The organism is Nocardia tengchongensis, assembly GCF_054781395.1.
In genome coordinates, this window is sequence record NZ_BAAGUM010000009.1 from 44264 (window position 1) to 61768 (window position 17505).

The 17505-nt window shown below is 69.2% G+C and carries 17 protein-coding genes; 8 read left to right on the plus strand and 9 right to left on the minus strand.

Annotated features, from left to right (window positions below; translation table 11 throughout):
* The first annotated feature begins 44 nt into the window (after positions 1-44).
* Both ACYVKL_RS23195 and ACYVKL_RS23200 read left to right on the plus strand, forming a co-directional pair.
* Positions 45-959 (plus strand): AraC family transcriptional regulator, encoded by a 915-nt coding sequence (locus ACYVKL_RS23195; RefSeq protein WP_379167974.1) that lies wholly within the window; start codon positions 45-47, stop codon positions 957-959.
* Between the two features lie 88 nt (positions 960-1047).
* Complete coding sequence (locus ACYVKL_RS23200) at positions 1048-1782, plus strand: SIR2 family NAD-dependent protein deacylase (protein ID WP_379167976.1); 735 nt, start codon at positions 1048-1050, stop codon at positions 1780-1782.
* A 5-nt stretch (positions 1783-1787) separates the two neighbouring features.
* On the opposite strand, the gene ACYVKL_RS23205 is transcribed toward ACYVKL_RS23200, so the two are convergent.
* Complete coding sequence (locus ACYVKL_RS23205; protein WP_379167978.1) at positions 1788-2540, minus strand: DUF427 domain-containing protein; 753 nt, start codon at positions 2538-2540, stop codon at positions 1788-1790.
* Between the two features lie 164 nt (positions 2541-2704).
* Between ACYVKL_RS23205 and ACYVKL_RS23210 the strand changes: the two genes are divergently transcribed.
* On the plus strand, positions 2705-4132 hold the full coding sequence (locus tag ACYVKL_RS23210; protein ID WP_379167980.1) for an amino acid permease: 1428 nt from the start codon (positions 2705-2707) through the stop codon (positions 4130-4132).
* 9 nt (positions 4133-4141) lie between these two features.
* Here the strand turns inward: ACYVKL_RS23210 and ACYVKL_RS23215 are convergent, their stop codons facing one another.
* From ACYVKL_RS23215 to ACYVKL_RS23250, 8 genes are all read right to left on the minus strand, one after another.
* The gene (locus ACYVKL_RS23215) at positions 4142-4630 is read right to left on the minus strand and encodes a YbjQ family protein (RefSeq protein WP_379167982.1); all 489 of its coding nucleotides are present in this window, start codon (positions 4628-4630) and stop codon (positions 4142-4144) included.
* A 71-nt stretch (positions 4631-4701) separates the two neighbouring features.
* Positions 4702-5976 carry an MFS transporter gene (locus tag ACYVKL_RS23220; protein ID WP_379167983.1) on the minus strand — a complete coding sequence of 425 codons (1275 nt, stop codon included), beginning with the start codon at positions 5974-5976 and terminating at the stop codon, positions 4702-4704.
* Between the two features lie 68 nt (positions 5977-6044).
* Complete coding sequence (locus ACYVKL_RS23225) at positions 6045-6503, minus strand: MarR family winged helix-turn-helix transcriptional regulator (protein ID WP_379167985.1); 459 nt, start codon at positions 6501-6503, stop codon at positions 6045-6047.
* A gap of 132 nt (positions 6504-6635) precedes the next feature.
* Positions 6636-7679 carry an acyl-CoA dehydrogenase family protein gene (locus tag ACYVKL_RS23230; protein ID WP_379167986.1) on the minus strand — a complete coding sequence of 348 codons (1044 nt, stop codon included), beginning with the start codon at positions 7677-7679 and terminating at the stop codon, positions 6636-6638.
* Positions 7680-7707: 28 nt separating this feature from the next.
* Positions 7708-8751, minus strand: a complete 1044-nt coding sequence (locus tag ACYVKL_RS23235) for an acyl-CoA dehydrogenase family protein (RefSeq protein WP_379167988.1) — start codon at positions 8749-8751, stop codon at positions 7708-7710.
* Between the two features lie 19 nt (positions 8752-8770).
* Complete coding sequence (locus ACYVKL_RS23240; RefSeq protein ID WP_213558299.1) at positions 8771-9901, minus strand: acyl-CoA dehydrogenase family protein; 1131 nt, start codon at positions 9899-9901, stop codon at positions 8771-8773.
* Positions 9902-10810 carry an enoyl-CoA hydratase gene (locus ACYVKL_RS23245; RefSeq protein WP_357198637.1) on the minus strand — a complete coding sequence of 303 codons (909 nt, stop codon included), beginning with the start codon at positions 10808-10810 and terminating at the stop codon, positions 9902-9904.
* Positions 10807-12357 (minus strand): FadD3 family acyl-CoA ligase, encoded by a 1551-nt coding sequence (locus tag ACYVKL_RS23250; protein ID WP_357198634.1) that lies wholly within the window; start codon positions 12355-12357, stop codon positions 10807-10809. The genes ACYVKL_RS23245 and ACYVKL_RS23250 overlap by 4 nt, the downstream gene beginning before the upstream one ends.
* A gap of 71 nt (positions 12358-12428) precedes the next feature.
* On the opposite strand from ACYVKL_RS23250, the gene ACYVKL_RS23255 reads away from it, so the two are divergent.
* The 5 genes from ACYVKL_RS23255 to ACYVKL_RS23275 all read left to right on the plus strand — a co-directional run bounded on the left by ACYVKL_RS23255 (position 12429) and on the right by ACYVKL_RS23275 (position 17398).
* Positions 12429-13649: an acyl-CoA dehydrogenase family protein gene (locus tag ACYVKL_RS23255; RefSeq protein ID WP_213560678.1), complete on the plus strand. Its 1221-nt coding sequence runs from the start codon at positions 12429-12431 to the stop codon at positions 13647-13649.
* Complete coding sequence (locus ACYVKL_RS23260; protein ID WP_213558297.1) at positions 13646-14440, plus strand: SDR family oxidoreductase; 795 nt, start codon at positions 13646-13648, stop codon at positions 14438-14440. The genes ACYVKL_RS23255 and ACYVKL_RS23260 overlap by 4 nt, the downstream gene beginning before the upstream one ends.
* A gap of 248 nt (positions 14441-14688) precedes the next feature.
* Positions 14689-15393 carry a hypothetical protein gene (locus ACYVKL_RS23265; protein ID WP_379167991.1) on the plus strand — a complete coding sequence of 235 codons (705 nt, stop codon included), beginning with the start codon at positions 14689-14691 and terminating at the stop codon, positions 15391-15393.
* A gap of 193 nt (positions 15394-15586) precedes the next feature.
* Positions 15587-16201, plus strand: coding sequence for a TetR/AcrR family transcriptional regulator (locus tag ACYVKL_RS23270; RefSeq protein ID WP_213558295.1), 615 nt, complete (start codon positions 15587-15589; stop codon positions 16199-16201).
* Between the two features lie 45 nt (positions 16202-16246).
* On the plus strand, positions 16247-17398 hold the full coding sequence (locus tag ACYVKL_RS23275; protein ID WP_213560677.1) for an acetyl-CoA C-acetyltransferase: 1152 nt from the start codon (positions 16247-16249) through the stop codon (positions 17396-17398).
* Positions 17399-17505 lie beyond the last annotated feature (107 nt).

A 17505-nucleotide genomic window follows, 5' to 3' on the forward strand; every position in this document is an offset into this window, starting at 1 on the left:
TAGAATGTCTATAACGCTCAGATGGCGAGTGATACGGTCGTAGCGTGGACATCCTCAGCGAGACCATCGCCGCCATTCGCACCGGCAATCCCGGATCGGGATTGTTCGTCCGGCACGCGCCCTGGGGCCGCCGGTATCCGCGCGTGCCGGGCGCGAGTTTCCATGTGGTGCTGCAAGGTTCGTGCTGGGTGCTGGCACCGGGCGGGGAACCCATCGCCCTGGGCGCCGGGGATGTGCTGTTCATGCCGCGCGGCGCCGATCACGACATCGTCGATACGCTCGGCAGTCCGATCACCGAGGTCGCCGCACCCGGGGAGCCGCGCGAGATCCCCGGGCCGGGCGTGCGCACCGCCCTGGTGTGCGGGGCCTACGAGCTGGGCCGCCGCCGCAGCCACCCGCTCCTCGACGAACTACCCGAATTCATCCATCTCCCAGCCCGTCCCGGCCGGCACCCGGCCCTGCGCGCCGCAGTGGATCTGCTCGCGGGGGAGATCGCCGAACCCCGTCCGGGGGCCGATGCCGCCATTCCGGCGCTGCTCGACACGCTGCTGCTGTTCCTGCTGCGCGCCTGGTTCGACGAGCAGGGCGACGACCGGACCGGCTGGGCGGGCGTGTTCGGCGACCCGGCGGTCGCGGCCGCCCTGCACGCCATTCACGACGCGCCGGACCGGGCCTGGACCGTGCCCGAGCTCAGCGCGCTGGCCGGAGTCTCCCGCGCCACCCTGGCCCGCCGCTTCACCGCCACCGTGGGCGAACCGCCGCTGGCCTACCTCACCCGCTGGCGCATGCTCACCGCCGCCCGGCTGCTGCGCGAGAGCGACACCCCGTTGGCGGGTGTCGCCCGCAAGGTCGGCTACCAGTCGGAATTCGCGTTCGCCAAGGCCTTCAAGCGCGAATACGGGCTGGCTCCAGGGCAATACCGGCGTGCCGAGGAGCCGCTGGAAGCCGTCGCGGTCTGAGGCCGCAGGACCGGGCCTGGGGTGGCCGCGCCTCGAACGGCCGGTAAACCGGAAGCGGGGAGGCGGCGGGTCGGCATAGGCTGGCAGCGTGACGGACTGGCGTGCACGCAAGGGGCCGATCGGGGTACTGACTGGCGCGGGCATCTCCACCGAATCCGGGATTCCGGATTTCCGTGGACCGCGCGGAGTCTGGACCGAGGATCCGATCGCGGAACTGCTCTCCACCTACCAGAACTACGTGGCCGATCCGGAGTTGCGGCAGCGGGCCTGGCTGGCGCGGCGCGACAATCCGGCCTGGACGGCGACACCGAACGACGCCCACCTGGCGCTGGCGCGGCTGGCGACGGCCCGGCAGGTCGGGATCATCACGCAGAACATCGATCGGCTGCATCAGCGGGCCGGTTCGGACTCGGTGGTGGAGATCCACGGCAACATGTTCGAAGTCGTCTGCATCGACTGCGAATTCACCGATTCCATGGCCGCCACACTGGAACGGGTCGCGGCCGGGGAACCGGACCCCGCCTGCCCGGAGTGCGGCGGGATTCTCAAGGCCGCCACCATCATGTTCGGGCAGCACCTGGACACCGATGCGATTCGTGCGGCGGTGCAGATCGCGGAGACGGCGGAAATCTTTCTGGCCGTGGGCAGTTCGCTCCAGGTCGAGCCTGCGGCCTCGATGTGCGCGGTGGCGGTGGACGCGGGCGCGGACCTGGTCGTGGTGAACGCCGAACCGACCCCGTACGACGAGTACGCCGCCGAGATCGTGCGCGACCCGATCGGGGTCGCGCTACCGCGGCTGGTGTCGGAGATCCTGGGGGACTGAGGGTTTCAGCTGAACGGGGAGTGCGGGCGGGCCTGGAGTTCGCCGTCGATCCAGATGTCGACCTTCTCGTTGTAGAAGCACGCCATTCCGGCTATCTTCTGGCTTTCCGGGAGCGGGGTGCGGTAGATCCAGACCAGGTCCCGGAATTCCTCCGTACCCAGCAGGACCGACCGGTATTCGGCGGTGCCCTTGTACGGGCAGTGCGTCTCGGTGTCCGACGGCGTCAGCAGGTCCAGGCGGAGATCGGTGAGCGGCAGGTAGTAGCGCGCCGGCAGCCCGGTCTCGAACAGGATGCGCGGGCTGTGCGAGTCGGCCAGCACCACACCGTTCAACTCCACACGGACGTGCCGCGAGCTGCCGAGGATGTCCACCCGGGTGTAGGGGTCGCGCGGGTGCACGTAGATCGGCTCGTCCTCCTCGAACCACTCCGTCATCGCCTGGAAATCGAGTTTCACCAGGTCGCGCAGTTCCGGGATCGGGGAGTCGAGGTGGCGTACGGCCGCGCCCGCCGCGACGACGCCGTCGGCCACCACATCGAACTCGGTGCCCGGCCCGCGGCTGGGGGAGGGGCGGGTATTGCCGTTCGGTTCCAGCTTCGCCCGCAGGTCGGCGACGGGCAGGTAGTAGGTGGGGTAGTGCGGGGATTCCCACACCAGGGTCGGATGGACGGTATCCGCGGCGAGTTGACCGCCGAGGTAGGCGCGTACTCGCTTGGAGCTCGGTTCGACGCGTACTCGGCCGCGCTGAGTCTCGGTCATACCGTCCGACGGTACGCCCGCCATGGAAACGGCTGGCGGCGAAGCGGATTCACCGCCCCGGCCGATTGCCCGAACCGAGGGTCGCGGAGGCGATTTTCCCCGGCTGACCAGGCCCGATAGGGTGGTCTGGCAATTTATGGGCAACACATGAAGGTGGCGGTCAGATGTCGGAACCGGTCGGCGCGAAGGTATCGGAGACCGGCGCAACACCCGAGCCGCCGCAGGGCCTGCGAACCGGGCTCCGACGTCGGCACATGACCATGATCGGCATCGGCGGCGCGATCGGCGCCGGCCTGTTCGTCGGCAGCGGCTCGGTCATCCGGACCGCGGGACCCGCGGCCGTGCTCTCCTACGCCGCCGCCGGGCTGGTGGTGCTGTGCGTGCTGCGGGCACTCGGGGAAATGGTGGTCGCCCGCCCGGTCGCCGGGTCGATGGGCGAGTACGCGCGCCTGGCCATGGGACCGTTCGCCGGGTTCACCGTCGGCTGGCTGTACTGGTACCTCTACGTCATCCTGGTCGGCGCCGAGGCGGTGGCCGGCGCGGCCATCCTGGGCGCCTGGATCGACCTGGACCAGTGGATGCTGTCGGCCGGGCTGCTGGTCATCATGACCGCGGTCAACCTGCTGTCGGTGAAGTCGTTCGGCGAATTCGAATTCTGGTTCGCCTCGATCAAGGTGGTGGCGATCGTCGGCTTCCTGGCCGTCGGCCTGGCCTGGATCTTCGGCCTGTGGCCCGGGTCGGAGGCCGGATTCGCGAACCTCACCGGGCACGGCGGTTTCGCACCCAACGGGGTCACCGGCATCTTCTCGGCGATCGTGGTGGTGATGTTCGCGTTCGGCGGCACCGAGATCGTCACGGTGGCGGCCGCCGAGACCACCGAACCCGCCAAGGCGGTCACCCGCGCCACCAACTCGGTGCTGTGGCGGGTCGGCCTGTTCTACGTGGCCTCGATCTTCCTGGTGGTGACGATCCTGCCGTGGAACGACGCCAAGGTGCTGCAGAGCCCCTTCGTCAGCGCCCTCGACCACATCGGCATCCCCGCCGCGGGCACCATCATGCAGGTCGTCATCCTGACCGCGGTGCTGTCGGTGCTGAACTCGGCCATCTACGTCTCCTCCCGCATGCTCTACGTCCTCACCCGCGACGGCGACGCCCCCGCCGCCCTGGTGAAGCTCAACAAGCGCGGCGTCCCCGCCCGAGCCGTCCTGCTCGGCACGGTCGCCGCCTGGGCCGCGGTCATCGCCTCCTACATCTCCCCAGACAAGGTCTTCACCTTCCTGGTGAACTCCATCGGCGTGGTCCTGGCCTTCGTCTACGTGGCGATCATGTTTTCCCAGCTACGCCTGCGCGCCCGCCTCCGCCGCGAAGACCCCGCCGCCCTCACCTACCGCATGTGGGGCTACCCCTACCTGAGCTGGGCCGTCATCATCGCCCTCTTCGCCGTCTTCGTGGCCATGGCCCGCAACCCCGACCAACGCAACCAGCTGATCGCCTCCACCGTCAGCCTCCTGGTGGTCATGGCCGCCTACCCCTTGCGCGCCAGGTTCGGCCGCAAGCCGCCGGTCCGCGAGGTCGAGGTGCTCCACCACTGACCGGACGAACTACTTCTCGACGGGCTTGACCACGACCGCGGTGCCGTAGGCGGCGACCTCGCTCATGGTGTTGGCGATCTCGTTGCAGTCGAAGCGCATGGCGATGACGGCGTTCGCGCCATAAGCCATGGCGTGTTGACACATTCGCATGATCGCCTCGTGCCGCGACTGGTACAGCAGCTGCGTGTACTCGTGAATCTCGCCGCCGCCCAACGCCCGGAACCCGGCCGCGAAGTTCGCGCCCAGGCCGCGGCTGCGTACGGTCAGGCCCGCGACCTCGCCGATCACCTGGACGATCTCCTGGCCCGGCACATCGTTCATGGTCGAGACCAGGATCGGGAATTGCGGGGCCGGAGGCTGCTGCGGCTGACCCTGCTGCGGGTAGGGCGCTTGGCCCTGCGGCGGGTACGGCTGCTGGCCCTGCTGCGGGTACGCGGGCTGGGACTGACCTTGCTGCGGGTACGGGTACTGCCCCGGCGGCGGCATGGGTTGGTTCATGAGCCGGATGGTACGGGGTGGAATCGAATACGGACCGCACCCTGTGGGTGCGGTCCGCGAACGGTGGGCGATCAGTCGTCGCCGAGGGTGATGGCTTGGTCCTCGGCGGGAGTGTGGGTGGCGGGGGCGTGATCGTCCATGTGGGACAGGAGCTTTCGGCCGGAGTAGAGGACGGCTACGGCGGCGGCGGTGCAGGCGGCGCCTACCCAGAAGGGGAGGGAGGCCTGGTGTTCGCCGAGTTTGCCCGCGAGGTAGGGGGCGGCGGCGCCGCCGGCGAAGCGGACGAAGCTGTAGGCGGCGGAGGCGGTGGAGCGTTCGACGGGGGCGGCCTCCATGACGGCCTCGGTGATCAGGGTGTTGTTGACGCCGAGGAACAGGCCGGAGAGGACCGTGCCGATGACGAGCACCGGCTTGTGGTCGGTGAATACGGCCATGACGGCCAGATCCGCCGCGAAGAGGGACAGCGCGAGGGCCATCATGGGCACGGTTCCGAAGCGGCGCTGCAGTTTCGGGGCGATGACCACCGAGGACAGGGCGAGTAGCAGGCCCCAGCCGAAGAAGATGAAGCCGATCGAATAGGTACCCATGTTCAGCGGGAAGGGGGTGTAGGCGAGGAGCGTGAAGAAGCCGTAGTTGTAGAGCAGGGCGGTCACGCTCACCAGCAGCAGCCCGGGGAAGGTGAGGGCCTTGAACGGGGCGGTGATCGAGGTGGGGTGCGCCGGTTTCGGCGACTCGGGCAGCAGCACGACCAGGGCGATGAAGGCGATGGCCATCAGCGCCGAGACGCCGAAGAACGGTGCGCGCCAGCTGAAGTGGCCGAGGAACCCGCCCACCAGGGGGCCCGCCGCGATACCGATGCCCAGCGCCGCCTCGTAGAGGACGATGGCGCGGGCGACGCCGCCGGAGGCCGCGCCCACGATGGTGGCCAGCGCGGTGGCGATGAACAGCGCGTTGCCCAGACCCCAGCCCGCGCGGAAGCCGACGATCTGCCCGACCGTGCCGGAACTGCCTGCGAGAGCGGCGAAGACGACGATGATGCTCAGGCCCGCCAGCAGTGTCTTCTTGGCGCCGAAGCGGCTGGAGACGACTCCGGTGATCAGCATGGCCACGCCCGTGACCAGCATGTAGCTGGTGAACAGCAGCGTCACCTGGGACGGTGAGGCGTGCAGCTGCTCGCCGATCGGCTTCAGGATCGGATCGACCAGGCCGATGCCCATGAACGCGATGACCGAGGCGAAAGCGACGGCCCATACCGATTTGGGTTGTCCGGGTTTGGATACCGCGGCGTTGTCGGGGCCGAGGGCGGCGGGGAAGGCGGGCCTGGTGATCGGGGCGCTGGTGGTCACGGGAGAGTCCTCATCTACGAATGATGGTGAGTCGCGGCTGCTTTCGTTCGAGTTGCGAGGTGCCGGGTTCAGGCTCCGGCGGCCTTGAAGGCTGCGGCGAGCTCGTCCAGGTCCCGGCTCAGGCGGGTGAGCAGGGCGGGGTCGAGGTCGGGAAGCCGTGCGGCGAGGGAGTTTCCGAGCTGGTCGCGTGCGGCGGCGAGCCGGTCTCGTCCCGCGGAGGTGAGCTCGACGACCACGGCTCTGGAGTCGTCGGGATCCTTGGTCCGCGTGGCGAGACCGGCCTCGGTCAGCCGTCCGATCAGCGCCGTTGCTGATGGTTGCGAGCATCGGTCGATGCGAGCGAACTCGCTGATCCGCAGGGGGCCGTACTCGTCGAGGGTCCCGAGGGCCCGCATGACGGCGTGCGGAACATCGATGCCGCCGAGAACTCCGGCCAGGCGGTTGAGCCGGGTGGTGGCGACGACGATGTCGACCAGCCGGTCCCCGGTGTCGTCCGGGGTGGGCTCGGTTGCCTGTCTCGGCTGCACCCCTAGATTGTTGCATAAGCTAACTATGTATTTACATAGGCTAACGATGTTTGGTCGGGTGAGATGCCGCACAACACGAACGGCCCGTGCGCAGCGAACTGCGCACGGGCCGCTTCCCGGAGAACTTCGCCGCTAGGCCGGGCGGGCCAGCGGACGCGCGGGAGTGCCGAAGAGCTGGGCGTCGGCGTGAGCGCGCTTGAAGAACAGGTGCGCGTCGTGCTCCCAGGTGATGGCGATGCCGCCGTGCATCTGCACGGTCTCGGACACCACCTGGTTGAAGGTGTCGATGGCGTGCAGGCGGGCGGCCTGGATGTCGATCGGGTCGACCGCGCCCTCGGCGAGGCCGGCGATCGCCAGGTAGCCCAGCGAGCGAGCCGATTCCACCAGCACGTACATGTCGGCCATGCGGTGCTTGAGGGCCTGGAAGCTGCCGATCGGGCGACCGAACTGCACCCGCGACTTCGAGTACTCGACGGTCATGTCGAGGCACTGCTCGGCCGCGCCGATCTGCTCGGCGACCATTGCGGCCCAGGAGATCTCGCGCAGGCGGGTGACGTCCAGCTGCCCCAGCGGCGCGGCCGCGACCGCGTCGAAGTCGACGCGGGCCAGCTTGCGGGTCGGGTCCTGGGTGACCACGACGGTGCGGGTGACACCCGCCGCGTCCGCCGCGACCTCGAACAGGCCGTCGGCGGTGAGCACCAGCAGGGTGTCCGCGAACGCGCCGTCGAGCACGTAATGCGCGGAGCCGGACAGGGTTTCACCGGTGGCCTGGACTCCGAAGGAGTCCCAGCCGGACACCCCGGCCCAGCACAGCGCCAGCGTCCGCGCGCCCTCGGCGACCTCGGGCAGCAGCCGCTCGTTGGCCTCGGTGTTCCCGGCCAGCAGCAGCGCCTGCACACCCAGCACGGCCGAGCCGAGCATCGGCGGCGCGGACAGCGTGCGGCCGAGTTCCTCGACCACCAGCAGGGATTCGACCAAGCCGACCCCGATGCCGCCGAATTCCTCCGGAATGGCCAGGGCCGCGACGCCGACCTGTTCGCACAGCAGCTTCCACAGCTGTTCGTCGTAGCCGCGGTCGGACTCCAGCCCGCGCCGCATGGCCGCGCTGTCGCCGTGCTTGGTCAGCACCGCGCGCACGGTGGTGACGAGTTCCTGCTGTTCGGCAGTGAGGCTCATGCGTTCGCTCCCAACGGGTAAAAGGTGCTCATGCCACGTTGCCGGCGCGCAGGGCGGCGGCGATGCGGGCGCGGTGCTCGGCCGGGGTGCCCCAGGCCGAACGCAGGGCGGTGACCTTGGTCAGCCACAGCGACAGATCGCATTCGGCGGTGTAGCCGATCGCGCCGTGCACCTGCAGCGCGATGCGCGCGGTCTGGTACGCCGCCTCGCCGCAGGCCAGCTTGGCCGCGGAGATGTCGCGACCACGGGTCTGCGCGTCCGCGCCCGACTCCAGGGTCAGGGCGGCCCGGTAGAGCAGCGGCAGCGCCATCTCCAGGCCGATGTGGGCATTGGCCAGGTGGTGCTTGATCGCCTGGTTGCGGCCGATCGGGGTACCGAACTGCTGGCGCTGCTTCACGTACTCGACACTGGTGTCCAGCATGGCCCGGCCCGCGCCGAGCAGCTGCGCGGCGGCGGCCAGCGCGGCGGTGTCGAAGGCGAGATCGATTGCCTCGCTGACGCCTTCGCCCTCGGCGAGGGTCTCGCCCGCGGCCACGGTGAACAGGCGGCGCGCGGCGTCCACCGACGTCACCAGGTCACCGGCGGCGCCCACCGCGATGCGGTCGCCCTCGGCGATCAGCACCAGGTCGGCGACATCGGCGTCCAGCGCCAGCGCCGAACCCGCGGAGCGGCCCGCGTTGGCGCCGGCCGACGCGGTCACCGCGAGGGTGCCCAGCTTCGCGCCCTCGGCCAGCTCCGGCAGCTGCTCGGCGGCGAGCGCCGAGTCCGGAAGCGCCTGCAGCAGTGCGGGAATCGCGGCGGCGGTCTCCACCAGCGGACCCGGCACGGCGGCCCGGCCGATCTCGGTGAAGGCCACGATCATCTCGACCGGGCCGGCGCCGAAGCCGCCGTTGTCCTCGGAAATGGTCAGCCCCAGCGCGCCCGCCTCGGCCAGCTGGCCGATCAGCGTGCGCCCGGCGGCGGCCTCGCCCTCACCCCACGCCCGGACCAGGCCGGGAGTCTTGGCGGCCTCGCCCATCTTGCGCAGGCTGGCGGCGAAATCGTTCTGTTCTGCGGTCAATGCGAATCGCATGTCGTCGTCCTCCCTGTGGCTATCGCGGCAGGCCGAGCAGGCGTTCGGCGATGATGTTGCGCTGGATCTCGTTGGTGCCGGCGTAGATCGGGCCCGCCAGCGAGAACAGGTAACCGTCGGTCCAGGCCGACTCCTGCTCCGCGGCCGCGCCGTGCAGGTCGAGCGCGGTCTCGTGCATGGCGATGTCCAGATCCGACCAGAACACCTTGTTCACCGAGGACTCCGCGCCCAGCTGGCCACCGTCGGCCAGGCGGGTCACGGTGGCCCAGGTGTTGAGGCGGTACGCCTCCGCGCCCACCCACGCGTCGACCACGCGGTCGGCGGCGGCGGTGTCGGACTCGGCGGCCGAGTCCTTCCACAGCTCGATCAGCTTGCGGGCGGTGGCGTTGAACCGGCCCGGCGCGCGCAGCGACAGACCGCGCTCGTTGCTGGAGGTCGCCATCGCGACCTTCCAGCCGTTGTTCGCCTCACCGATCACGTCCTGATCGGGCACGAACACGTTGTCCAGGAAGATCTCCGCGAAGCCCGGCTCGCCGTCCAGCTGCGGAATCGGCCGCACCGTGACGCCGTCCGCGGTGAGCGGGAACATCAGGTAGGTGAGGCCCTTGTGGCGCTGCGCCTCCGGGTCACTGCGGAACAGGCCGAAACCCCAGTCCGCGAACGAGGCCCGCGAGCTCCAGGTCTTCTGGCCGTTGAGGATCCAGCCGCCCTCGGTGCGCTTGGCGGTGGAGCGGATACCGGCCAGGTCGGAACCGGCCTCCGGCTCGGACCAGGCCTGCGCCCAGATGTCGTCCGCGCGCGCCATTCTCGGCAGGATGCGGGCCAGCTGCTCGGGGGAGCCGTGCTCGAACAGGGTCGGCGCGAGCAGGAAGATGCCGTTCTGCGAGACGCGACCGGGCGCGCCCGCGGCGTAGTACTCCTCCTCGAAGATGACCCATTCGGTCAGCGAGGCGTCACGGCCGCCGTACTCGGCGGGCCAGGCCACACACGACAGGCGGGCGTCGGCCAGCTTGGCCTCCCACTCGCGGTGCAGCTCGAAACCCGCCTTGGTGTCCATGGACGGCAGGGGAGCGGCGGGCATGTTCGCCGCCAGGAAGTCGCGCACCTCGGCGCGGAATTCCTCGGTCTTGCTGTCGAATTCGAGATCCACTTACTTTGCCCCGTCGTTCGTAGTGTCCGATGCACGGCTCGCCGTGGCCGCGGCCGCTTTCATGGACTTCGCGTCCATACCGCCCAATGAGCCCTGGCCGACCTCGGCATTGTGGGCGTGCGCGAAGTGATGCAGGCCGAACACGGAATCCATGCCGGCGCGCATCCCCATCAGGTCCTCACACTGGTTGACGGCCTTCTTGGTGAGCGCCAGCCCGAACTGCGGCATCTCCGCGATCTTCTCGGCGAGCGCGATGGTCTGCGCCTCCAGCTCCTCGCGCGGGACAACGCGATTCAGCATGCCCCACTCGTAAGCCTGTGCCGCGGTGAAGCGCTCACCGGTGAACAGCACCTCCTTGGCGCGGCGAGGTCCCAGCACCCACGGGTGCGCGAAGTACTCGACGCCCGGAATGCCCATGCGGACCACCGGATCGGAGAAGAACGCGTCCTCGGAGGCCACGATCATGTCGCAGGCCCACGCCAGCATGAGAGCACCGGCGATGCACGCGCCCTGCACCATGGCGATGGTCGGCTTGGGGATCTCCCGCCAACGCCGGCACATGCCCAGGTACACCTCGGACTCGCGCGCGAACCGCTGATCGCCGCCCGGCCGGTCCACGTGGTCCCACCACATGACGGCCTGGTTCTCGTAGGAGATGTGGTGGTCGCGGCCCTGCGTGCCGATATCGTGCCCGGCGCTGAAATGCTTTCCGGCGCCGGCCAAGACGATCACCTTGACCTCGGCGTCCTCGACGGCCTTGGTGAAGGCGGCGTCGAGGGCGTAGGTCATGACCGAGTTCTGCGCATTGCGGAAGTCCGGCCGGTTCAGCGTGACGACCGCGATCGGGCCGCGCTTCTCGTAGAGGACGACTTCGCCCTCATCGGGGATGGGCCCCAATTCCTGGCTCACGCCTTCTCCTCATCACGTAGGTTGCGCTTCAGCACCTTGCCTGCGGCGTTGTAGGGCAGCGCGTCGCGGAATTCCACGAACCGCGGCACCTTGAAGTTGGCCAGCATGGTCTTGGCCTTCGCGATCACGTCCTCGGCGGTCAGCTCCGACCCGGCCCGGCGCACCACGTACACCTTGCCGACCTCGCCCATACGCTCGTCCGGCACGCCGATGACCGCGGTCTCGGCGACACCCTCGATGCGGGCCATGGCCTGTTCCACCTCGGCGGGATACACATTGAAGCCGCCGGAGATGTACATGTCCTTGAGCCGGTCGGTGACCTTCATGTAGCCGCGCTCGTCGATGACGGCGACATCGCCGGTGTGCAGCCAGCCGTCCGGGTCGATGGTGGCGGCGGTGGCCTGCGGGTCGTCGAGGTAGCCGCGCATCACCTGGTCGCTGCGCAGCAGCAGCTCGCCGTTGTCGGCCAGCTTCATCTCGAAGCCGTCGATGGTGCGGCCGCAGGTGTTGGCGATGGTCTCGCTGGAGTCCTCGGGCCGGCACATGGTGCCGAAGCCGCCGGACTCGGTCTGGCCGTAGGCGGTCAGCACCACGTCGAAAGTCAGCTCCGAGCGCAGTCTTTCGATGAGCACGACCGGCACCGTGGCCGCACCGGTGACCGCGACGCGCAGGCTGGACAGATCCGCCCCGTCCCGCTCGGGGTGATCGAGGATGGTCTGGTGAATGGTGGGCGGACCGGTGAGCACGGTGATGCGCTCGGCGCTGATCAACCGCATGGTCTCGGGCACGTCGAAGACGGCCTGCGGCACGATGGTCGCGCCGGTGGCCAGGCAGGTGATGATGCCCGCCTTGTAGCCGAAGCTGTGGAAGAACGGCGGCACCACCAGATAGCGGTCGTCGCTGTTCAGGGTCGCGCAGTCGGCCCACGCGCGGGCACTGGTCAGCAGCTGCCGGTGCGCGATGAGCGCTCCCTTGCTGCGGCCGGTGGTACCGGAGGTGAACAGGATGTCGGACAGGTCGTCCGGCGAGACCGATTCGGCGCGTGCGACGACCTCGTCGAGGCTCACGGTCTCGGCCACCTTGCCCAGGTCGGACCAGGCGATGGCGTTCTCGACGGGCGCTTCGCCCTCGACCGGGATGACGACGACCGTCTCGATGCCCAGTTCCGGTGCGTGCGCGCGCAATTCGGCCAGCCGGTCGCGGCCGAGGAATTCACCCGCGATGAACAGCGCCTTGGCGTGCACCCGCGACAGCGTGTCCGCCGCCTCGTCGGCCACGTACCGGGTGTTCAGCGGCACGATGGTCGCGCCCACGTAGTGGGTGGCCAGCACCGCGCTCACCCAGTGGTGGGTGTTGGGCGCCCAGATGCCGATGCGGTCGCCGCGCTGGATGCCGCGGGCCATGAGCGCGCGGGCGGTCTCACGGACCGAGTCCAGCAGTTGCGACCAGCTCAGGCGCACGGCGCCGTCTGCCACGGCGGGCGCGTCACCGTAGGCGTGCGCGGCCGCGTGCAGAGCAAGTGGCGTGGTCTGCGGAGGAGATGTCACAGGGCTTCCTCGCTGTCCGGGAATGGGTCTAACAAAGCAAGTGCTTGGTAGGTTACTCTACCGACGTGAGCATGATCCAGACCCCCGAACCGGCCAGCGGGATTGAGCCCCCCGAGGACGCCGAATTCCGTGCTGAGGTGCGTGAATGGCTGGCCGAGAACCTGAACGGCCAGTTCCGCGAGCTGCGCGGTCTGGGTGGTCCCGGGCGCGAGCACGAGGCTTTCGAGGAGCGGCTCGAGTGGGACCGCGCCCTCGCCGCCGCCGGCCTCACCTGCCTGGGCTGGCCCAAGGAGTGGGGCGGCCGCGACGCCACCCTGCGCCAGCAGGTCATCTTCCACGAGGAATACGCCAAGGCCGACGCCCCGGCCCGGGTCTCGCACCTGGGTGAGGAACTGCTCGGCCCCACCGTCCTCGCCTTCGGCACCGAAGAGCAGAAGCAGCGCTTCCTGCCGGGCATCCGTAACGTCACCGAACTGTGGTGCCAGGGCTATTCGGAGCCGGGCGCCGGTTCGGACCTGGCCGCCGTCACCACCTCCGCCCAGCTCGAGGGCGACGAGTGGGTCATCAACGGTCAGAAGGTGTGGACCTCGCTCGCGCATCTGTCGGACTGGTGCTTCGTGGTCGCCCGGACCGAGAAGGGCTCGACCCGCCATCACGGCCTGTCCTATCTGCTCGTGCCCATGAAGCAGCCGGGCGTCGAGGTGCGGCCCATCATCCAGCTCACCGGGACCGCGGAATTCAACGAGGTCTTCTTCGAGAACGCCCGCACCGCCGCCGATCTGGTGGTCGGGCAGCCCGGCGACGGCTGGAAGGTCGCGATGGGCACGCTCACCTTCGAGCGCGGCATCTCCACGGTAGGCCAGCAGATCCGCTACGCGCGGGAGCTTGCCGATCTGGAGGCCGTGGCCAAGGAGAACGGCGCCATCGAGAACCCGGTCATCGCCGATCGCCTCGACAAGGCGTGGGTCGGCCTGCGGGTGCTGCGCGCGCACGTGCTGCGCACCCTGGAATCCGGCCACGACGGGGCGTCGGTGGATGCTCGTACCGCCGCCGGTCAGGCGTCGGTCACCAAGCTGCTGTGGGCTAATTGGCACCGCGACCTCGGTGAGCTGGCCATGGACGTGCTCGGCGCGCCCGGCCTGATCGCGGACGGCGAGGGCGATGACCTGAACGCCTGGCAGCGCATGTTCCTCTTCACTCGCGCGGACACCATCTACGGCGGTTCGAACGAAGTGCAGCGCAATATCATCTCCGAGCGCGTGCTCGGACTTCCCCGAGAGGCTCGACCGTGACCGACCTGTCCACCGCCCCCGAAATCACCCCCGGCCACAACCTGCTCGCGGGCAAGATCGCGGTCGTCACCGCCGCCGCGGGCACCGGCATCGGTTCGGCCACCGCGCGCCGCCTGCTCTCCGAGGGCGCGGACGTGGTCGTCTCCGACTGGCACGAGCGTCGCCTGAAGGAGACCGAAGAGGCGCTGCAGGCCGAATTCCCGGACCGCCGGGTCGCTTCGGTGCCCTGCGATGTCAGCTCCACCGAGCAGGTCGACGCCCTGATCGCGGGCGCCGTTGCCGCGTTCGGCCGCATCGACGTGATGGTCAACAACGCCGGTCTCGGCGGCGAGGTCCCGGTCGTCGACATGACCGACGAGCAGTGGGACAAGGTCCTCGACATCACCCTCAACGGCACCTTCCGCGCCACCCGCGCGGTGCTGAAGTACTTCCGCGAGGCCGGCCACGGCGGTGTCGTCGTGAACAACGCCTCGGTGCTCGGCTGGCGTGCCCAGCACGGCCAGGCCCACTACGCCGCCGCCAAGGCCGGCGTGATGGCGCTGACCCGCTGCTCGGCCGTCGAGGCCGCCGAGTACGGCGTGCGGATCAACGCGGTGGCCCCGTCCATCGCCCGCCACGCCTTCCTGGACAAGGTCACCTCGGGCGATCTGCTCGACCGCCTGGCCGCGGGTGAGGCCTTCGGCCGCGCCGCCGAGCCGTGGGAGGTGGCCGCCACCATCGCCATGCTCGCCAGCGACTACACCACCTACCTGACCGGTGAGGTCGTCTCCATTTCGAGCCAGCGGGCGTAATTCGATTCGGTTCGGCCGAATTAGTGCGTTCGGTCGATACGAAATGCTGTGGCGTGCGGTCGCAGCTTTTCTCACTGCCGCGTTCCCTCCGGGGGTGCGGCAGTGTCCGTTTTCGCCCGAGAAATAAATGGCTGGCGCGCCGACCCTGTCGTTGTGCAATCCTGGTTTAGGCCGGTACCGCTAGTCGAAGGGCACGACCCATGGGTCCGGATCGCCGTCAACAAGCAGCTCCTGAAGCCCACGCGGAAATGGAACTCGAGCTGGTGCGCGAGGTCGTCTTGGCGCGCCGCAGGCTCGACAATGTCGTTCTGGCCGCACTGACTTTGGGCGCGGAATTACTCGAGCACGACTCGGAGTGCGCCACCGCCATGCGGGCGGCGCAGATCCTCGAACAACACGCCGTGGACGAATCCGACGTGTCGCGTGATCCGCGCGCCGCGTTGCGGCAGGACATGATTCGCGATCGGGAGCGCGCCCGCCGCCTCGGCTTGTCCCGGGCCGCCGGGCACCTGGACAGCGAGGCCGATCAGCGCCGCCGAAAACGAACGGCCCTGCTGTGCGAGGTGCGGGCCGATCTGCTGGAGGTGGTGCGCACCTGCCGCCGCCTGCGCTACGACCAGGTCGCCTTCGTGGACGGCATCGCCCAGGGATTGTGCGCTGCCACAGACAAATTGGTGCTGGGCGCGGATATGGAGACCTATCGCGCGTGGCAGCGGGGAATGGTCCTGAAGCTCATCGAGGAACCCGCGCGGGGTGGCGCCCCGCCGCGCGTGATGGCCACGGTGGACGCCGGGCCGGGCCGGGATCCGCTCACGGTCGAATGGGACAGTCCGGAGCGCCGATTGGCGCTGGTGGCGCGAATGGCCCGGGCGGGCATCTCGCCGGTCATCATCTGTGACCGGCTGCTGGCCGATCTGTCGGTGTCCTCGCCACTGCGCTTCTCGATGCGCTGATCGCCAACCAACTAGGTGATGCAGCACTCACGGGCTACGGCCCGCCTCGGTCTGGACTGACGGAGCGGGGGAGCGAAGCGGAGGAGCGGAGGAGGGAAGACCGAGGTAACAGGGCCGTGGCCCCGCGACGCCGGAGGCGGCGCAATAGGACACTGCCCTGGACCAAGCAAATGCTTGGTTGTATATTGACGGGGTGACCCAACCTGACCCCTCCAAATCGGCACGTCGCACCGAGCTGCTCGGCCTCGCCGCGAACCTATTCGCGGAGCGCGGCCTGCGCGCGACCACGGTGCGCGATATTGCCGACGCGGCGGGGATTCTATCCGGGAGTCTGTACCACCACTTCGATTCCAAAGAAGCCATGGTGGACGAAATCCTGCGCGGGTTCCTCGACGATCTCTTCGGGCGCTACCGCGAGATCGTGTCCGCCGGCGTGCCCGCGCGCGACACCCTCGAGGCCCTGGTCACCGCGTCCTACGAATCCTTCGACCAGTTCCACGCCGCCGTGGCCATCTACCAGGCCGAGGCCAAACGCCTCAGTGGCACTCCGCGATTCGACTACATCGCCGAATACAACAAGGAGTTCCGCGAGCTCTGGCACCAGGTGCTCGCCAAGGGCGTCGCCGACGGCAGCTTCCGCCCGGAGATGGACATCGAACTGGCCTACCGGTTCCTGCGCGACACCGTGTGGGTGTCGGTGCGCTGGTACCAGCCCGGCGGCCGGATCACCGTGGACAACCTCGCCAAGCAGTACCTGACCATCGTGCTGGACGGGCTCACCAGCCCCGACCAGCGTGCCCAGCAGTAGTAGGAGATTCGGATGTCAGCACCGTCCCGCCGCCAGTATTCGCCGATGCGTGAGGCGTACGTGATCGACGCCGTGCGTACCCCGGTCGGCCGGCGGGGCGGCTCGCTGGCCGCCGTGCACCCGGCCGACCTCGGCGCGGCCGCCATCAAGGGCCTGCTCGAGCGCCACAACCTGGACCCGGCCGCCGTGGACGACGTGGTGTTCGGCTGCTGCGACACCATCGGCCCGCAGGCCGGCAATATCGCGCGCTCCTCGTGGCTGGCCGCCGGTTACCCGGAGTCGGTGCCGGGCGTCACCGTGGACCGTCAGTGCGGTTCCTCGCAGCAGGCCATCACCTTCGGCGCGCAGGCCATCATGTCCGGCACCGCCGAGGTGATCGTGGCCGGCGGCGTGCAGAACATGAGCGCCATCCCGATCTCGGCCGCCATGCTGGCCGGGCAGCAGTACGGCTTCGAGTCGCCGTTCGTCGGCGCCGAGGGCTGGGACCACCGCTACGGCACCGGTGAAGTGTCGCAGTTCAATTCGGCCACCATGATCGCCGAGAAGTGGGACATCTCCCGCAAGGAGATGGAGGAGTGGGCGCTGCGCAGCCACGACCGCGCCCGCAAGGCCATCGTGGACGGCAAGTTCGACCGCGAGATCATCCCGGTCGGCGAGTTCGCGATCGACGAGTGCCCGCGCGAGACCACCATGGAGAAGATGGCCGGTCTGCAGCCGCTCGCCGAGGGCAGCCGCATCACCGCCGCGCTGGCCAGCCAGATCTCCGACGGCTCCAGCGCCACCCTGCTGGCCTCCGAGTGGGCGGTCCAGGAGTACGGCCTCACCCCGCGCGCCCGCATCCACCACGTGAGCGCCCGCGGTGCGGACCCGATCTTCATGCTGACCGCGCCGATCCCGGCCACCCAGTGGGCGCTGGAGAAGACCGGTCTCACCATCCACGACATGGATGTCATCGAGATCAACGAGGCCTTCGCCTCGGTGGTGCTGGCCTGGATCAAGGAGACCGGCGCCGACCCCGACAAGGTGAACGTCAACGGTGGCGCGATCGCGCTGGGCCACCCGCTGGGCGCGACCGGCGCCAAGCTGTTCTCGACCCTGCTCAACGAGCTGGAGCGGGTCAACGGCCGCTACGGTCTGCTCACCATCTGTGAGGGTGGCGGCACCGCCAACGTCACCATCATCGAGCGTCTGGGCTAGTCCGGACCTTTACCGTTTCGAAAGCCGCACACCGGATTACGGTGTGCGGCTTTCGGCGTTCCAGGTCCGAAGTGTCCGCTTCGGGCGGACGATAGACCGGTTGACGG

What these genes read in the sequence shown, in the direction of transcription:
- ACYVKL_RS23205 (WP_379167978.1), bottom strand. Translation starts at nt 2,540, where the DNA reads ATGACCGAGACTCAGCGCGGCCGAGTACGCGTCGAACCGAGCTCCAAG.
- ACYVKL_RS23210 (WP_379167980.1), top strand. Translation starts at nt 2,705, where the DNA reads ATGTCGGAACCGGTCGGCGCGAAGGTATCGGAGACCGGCGCAACACCC.
- ACYVKL_RS23215 (WP_379167982.1), bottom strand. Translation starts at nt 4,630, where the DNA reads ATGAACCAACCCATGCCGCCGCCGGGGCAGTACCCGTACCCGCAGCAA.
- ACYVKL_RS23230 (WP_379167986.1), bottom strand. Translation starts at nt 7,679, where the DNA reads ATGAGCCTCACTGCCGAACAGCAGGAACTCGTCACCACCGTGCGCGCG.
- ACYVKL_RS23235 (WP_379167988.1), bottom strand. Translation starts at nt 8,751, where the DNA reads ATGCGATTCGCATTGACCGCAGAACAGAACGATTTCGCCGCCAGCCTG.
- ACYVKL_RS23255 (WP_213560678.1), top strand. Translation starts at nt 12,429, where the DNA reads ATGATCCAGACCCCCGAACCGGCCAGCGGGATTGAGCCCCCCGAGGAC.
- ACYVKL_RS23265 (WP_379167991.1), top strand. Translation starts at nt 14,689, where the DNA reads ATGGAACTCGAGCTGGTGCGCGAGGTCGTCTTGGCGCGCCGCAGGCTC.
- ACYVKL_RS23275 (WP_213560677.1), top strand. Translation starts at nt 16,247, where the DNA reads ATGCGTGAGGCGTACGTGATCGACGCCGTGCGTACCCCGGTCGGCCGG.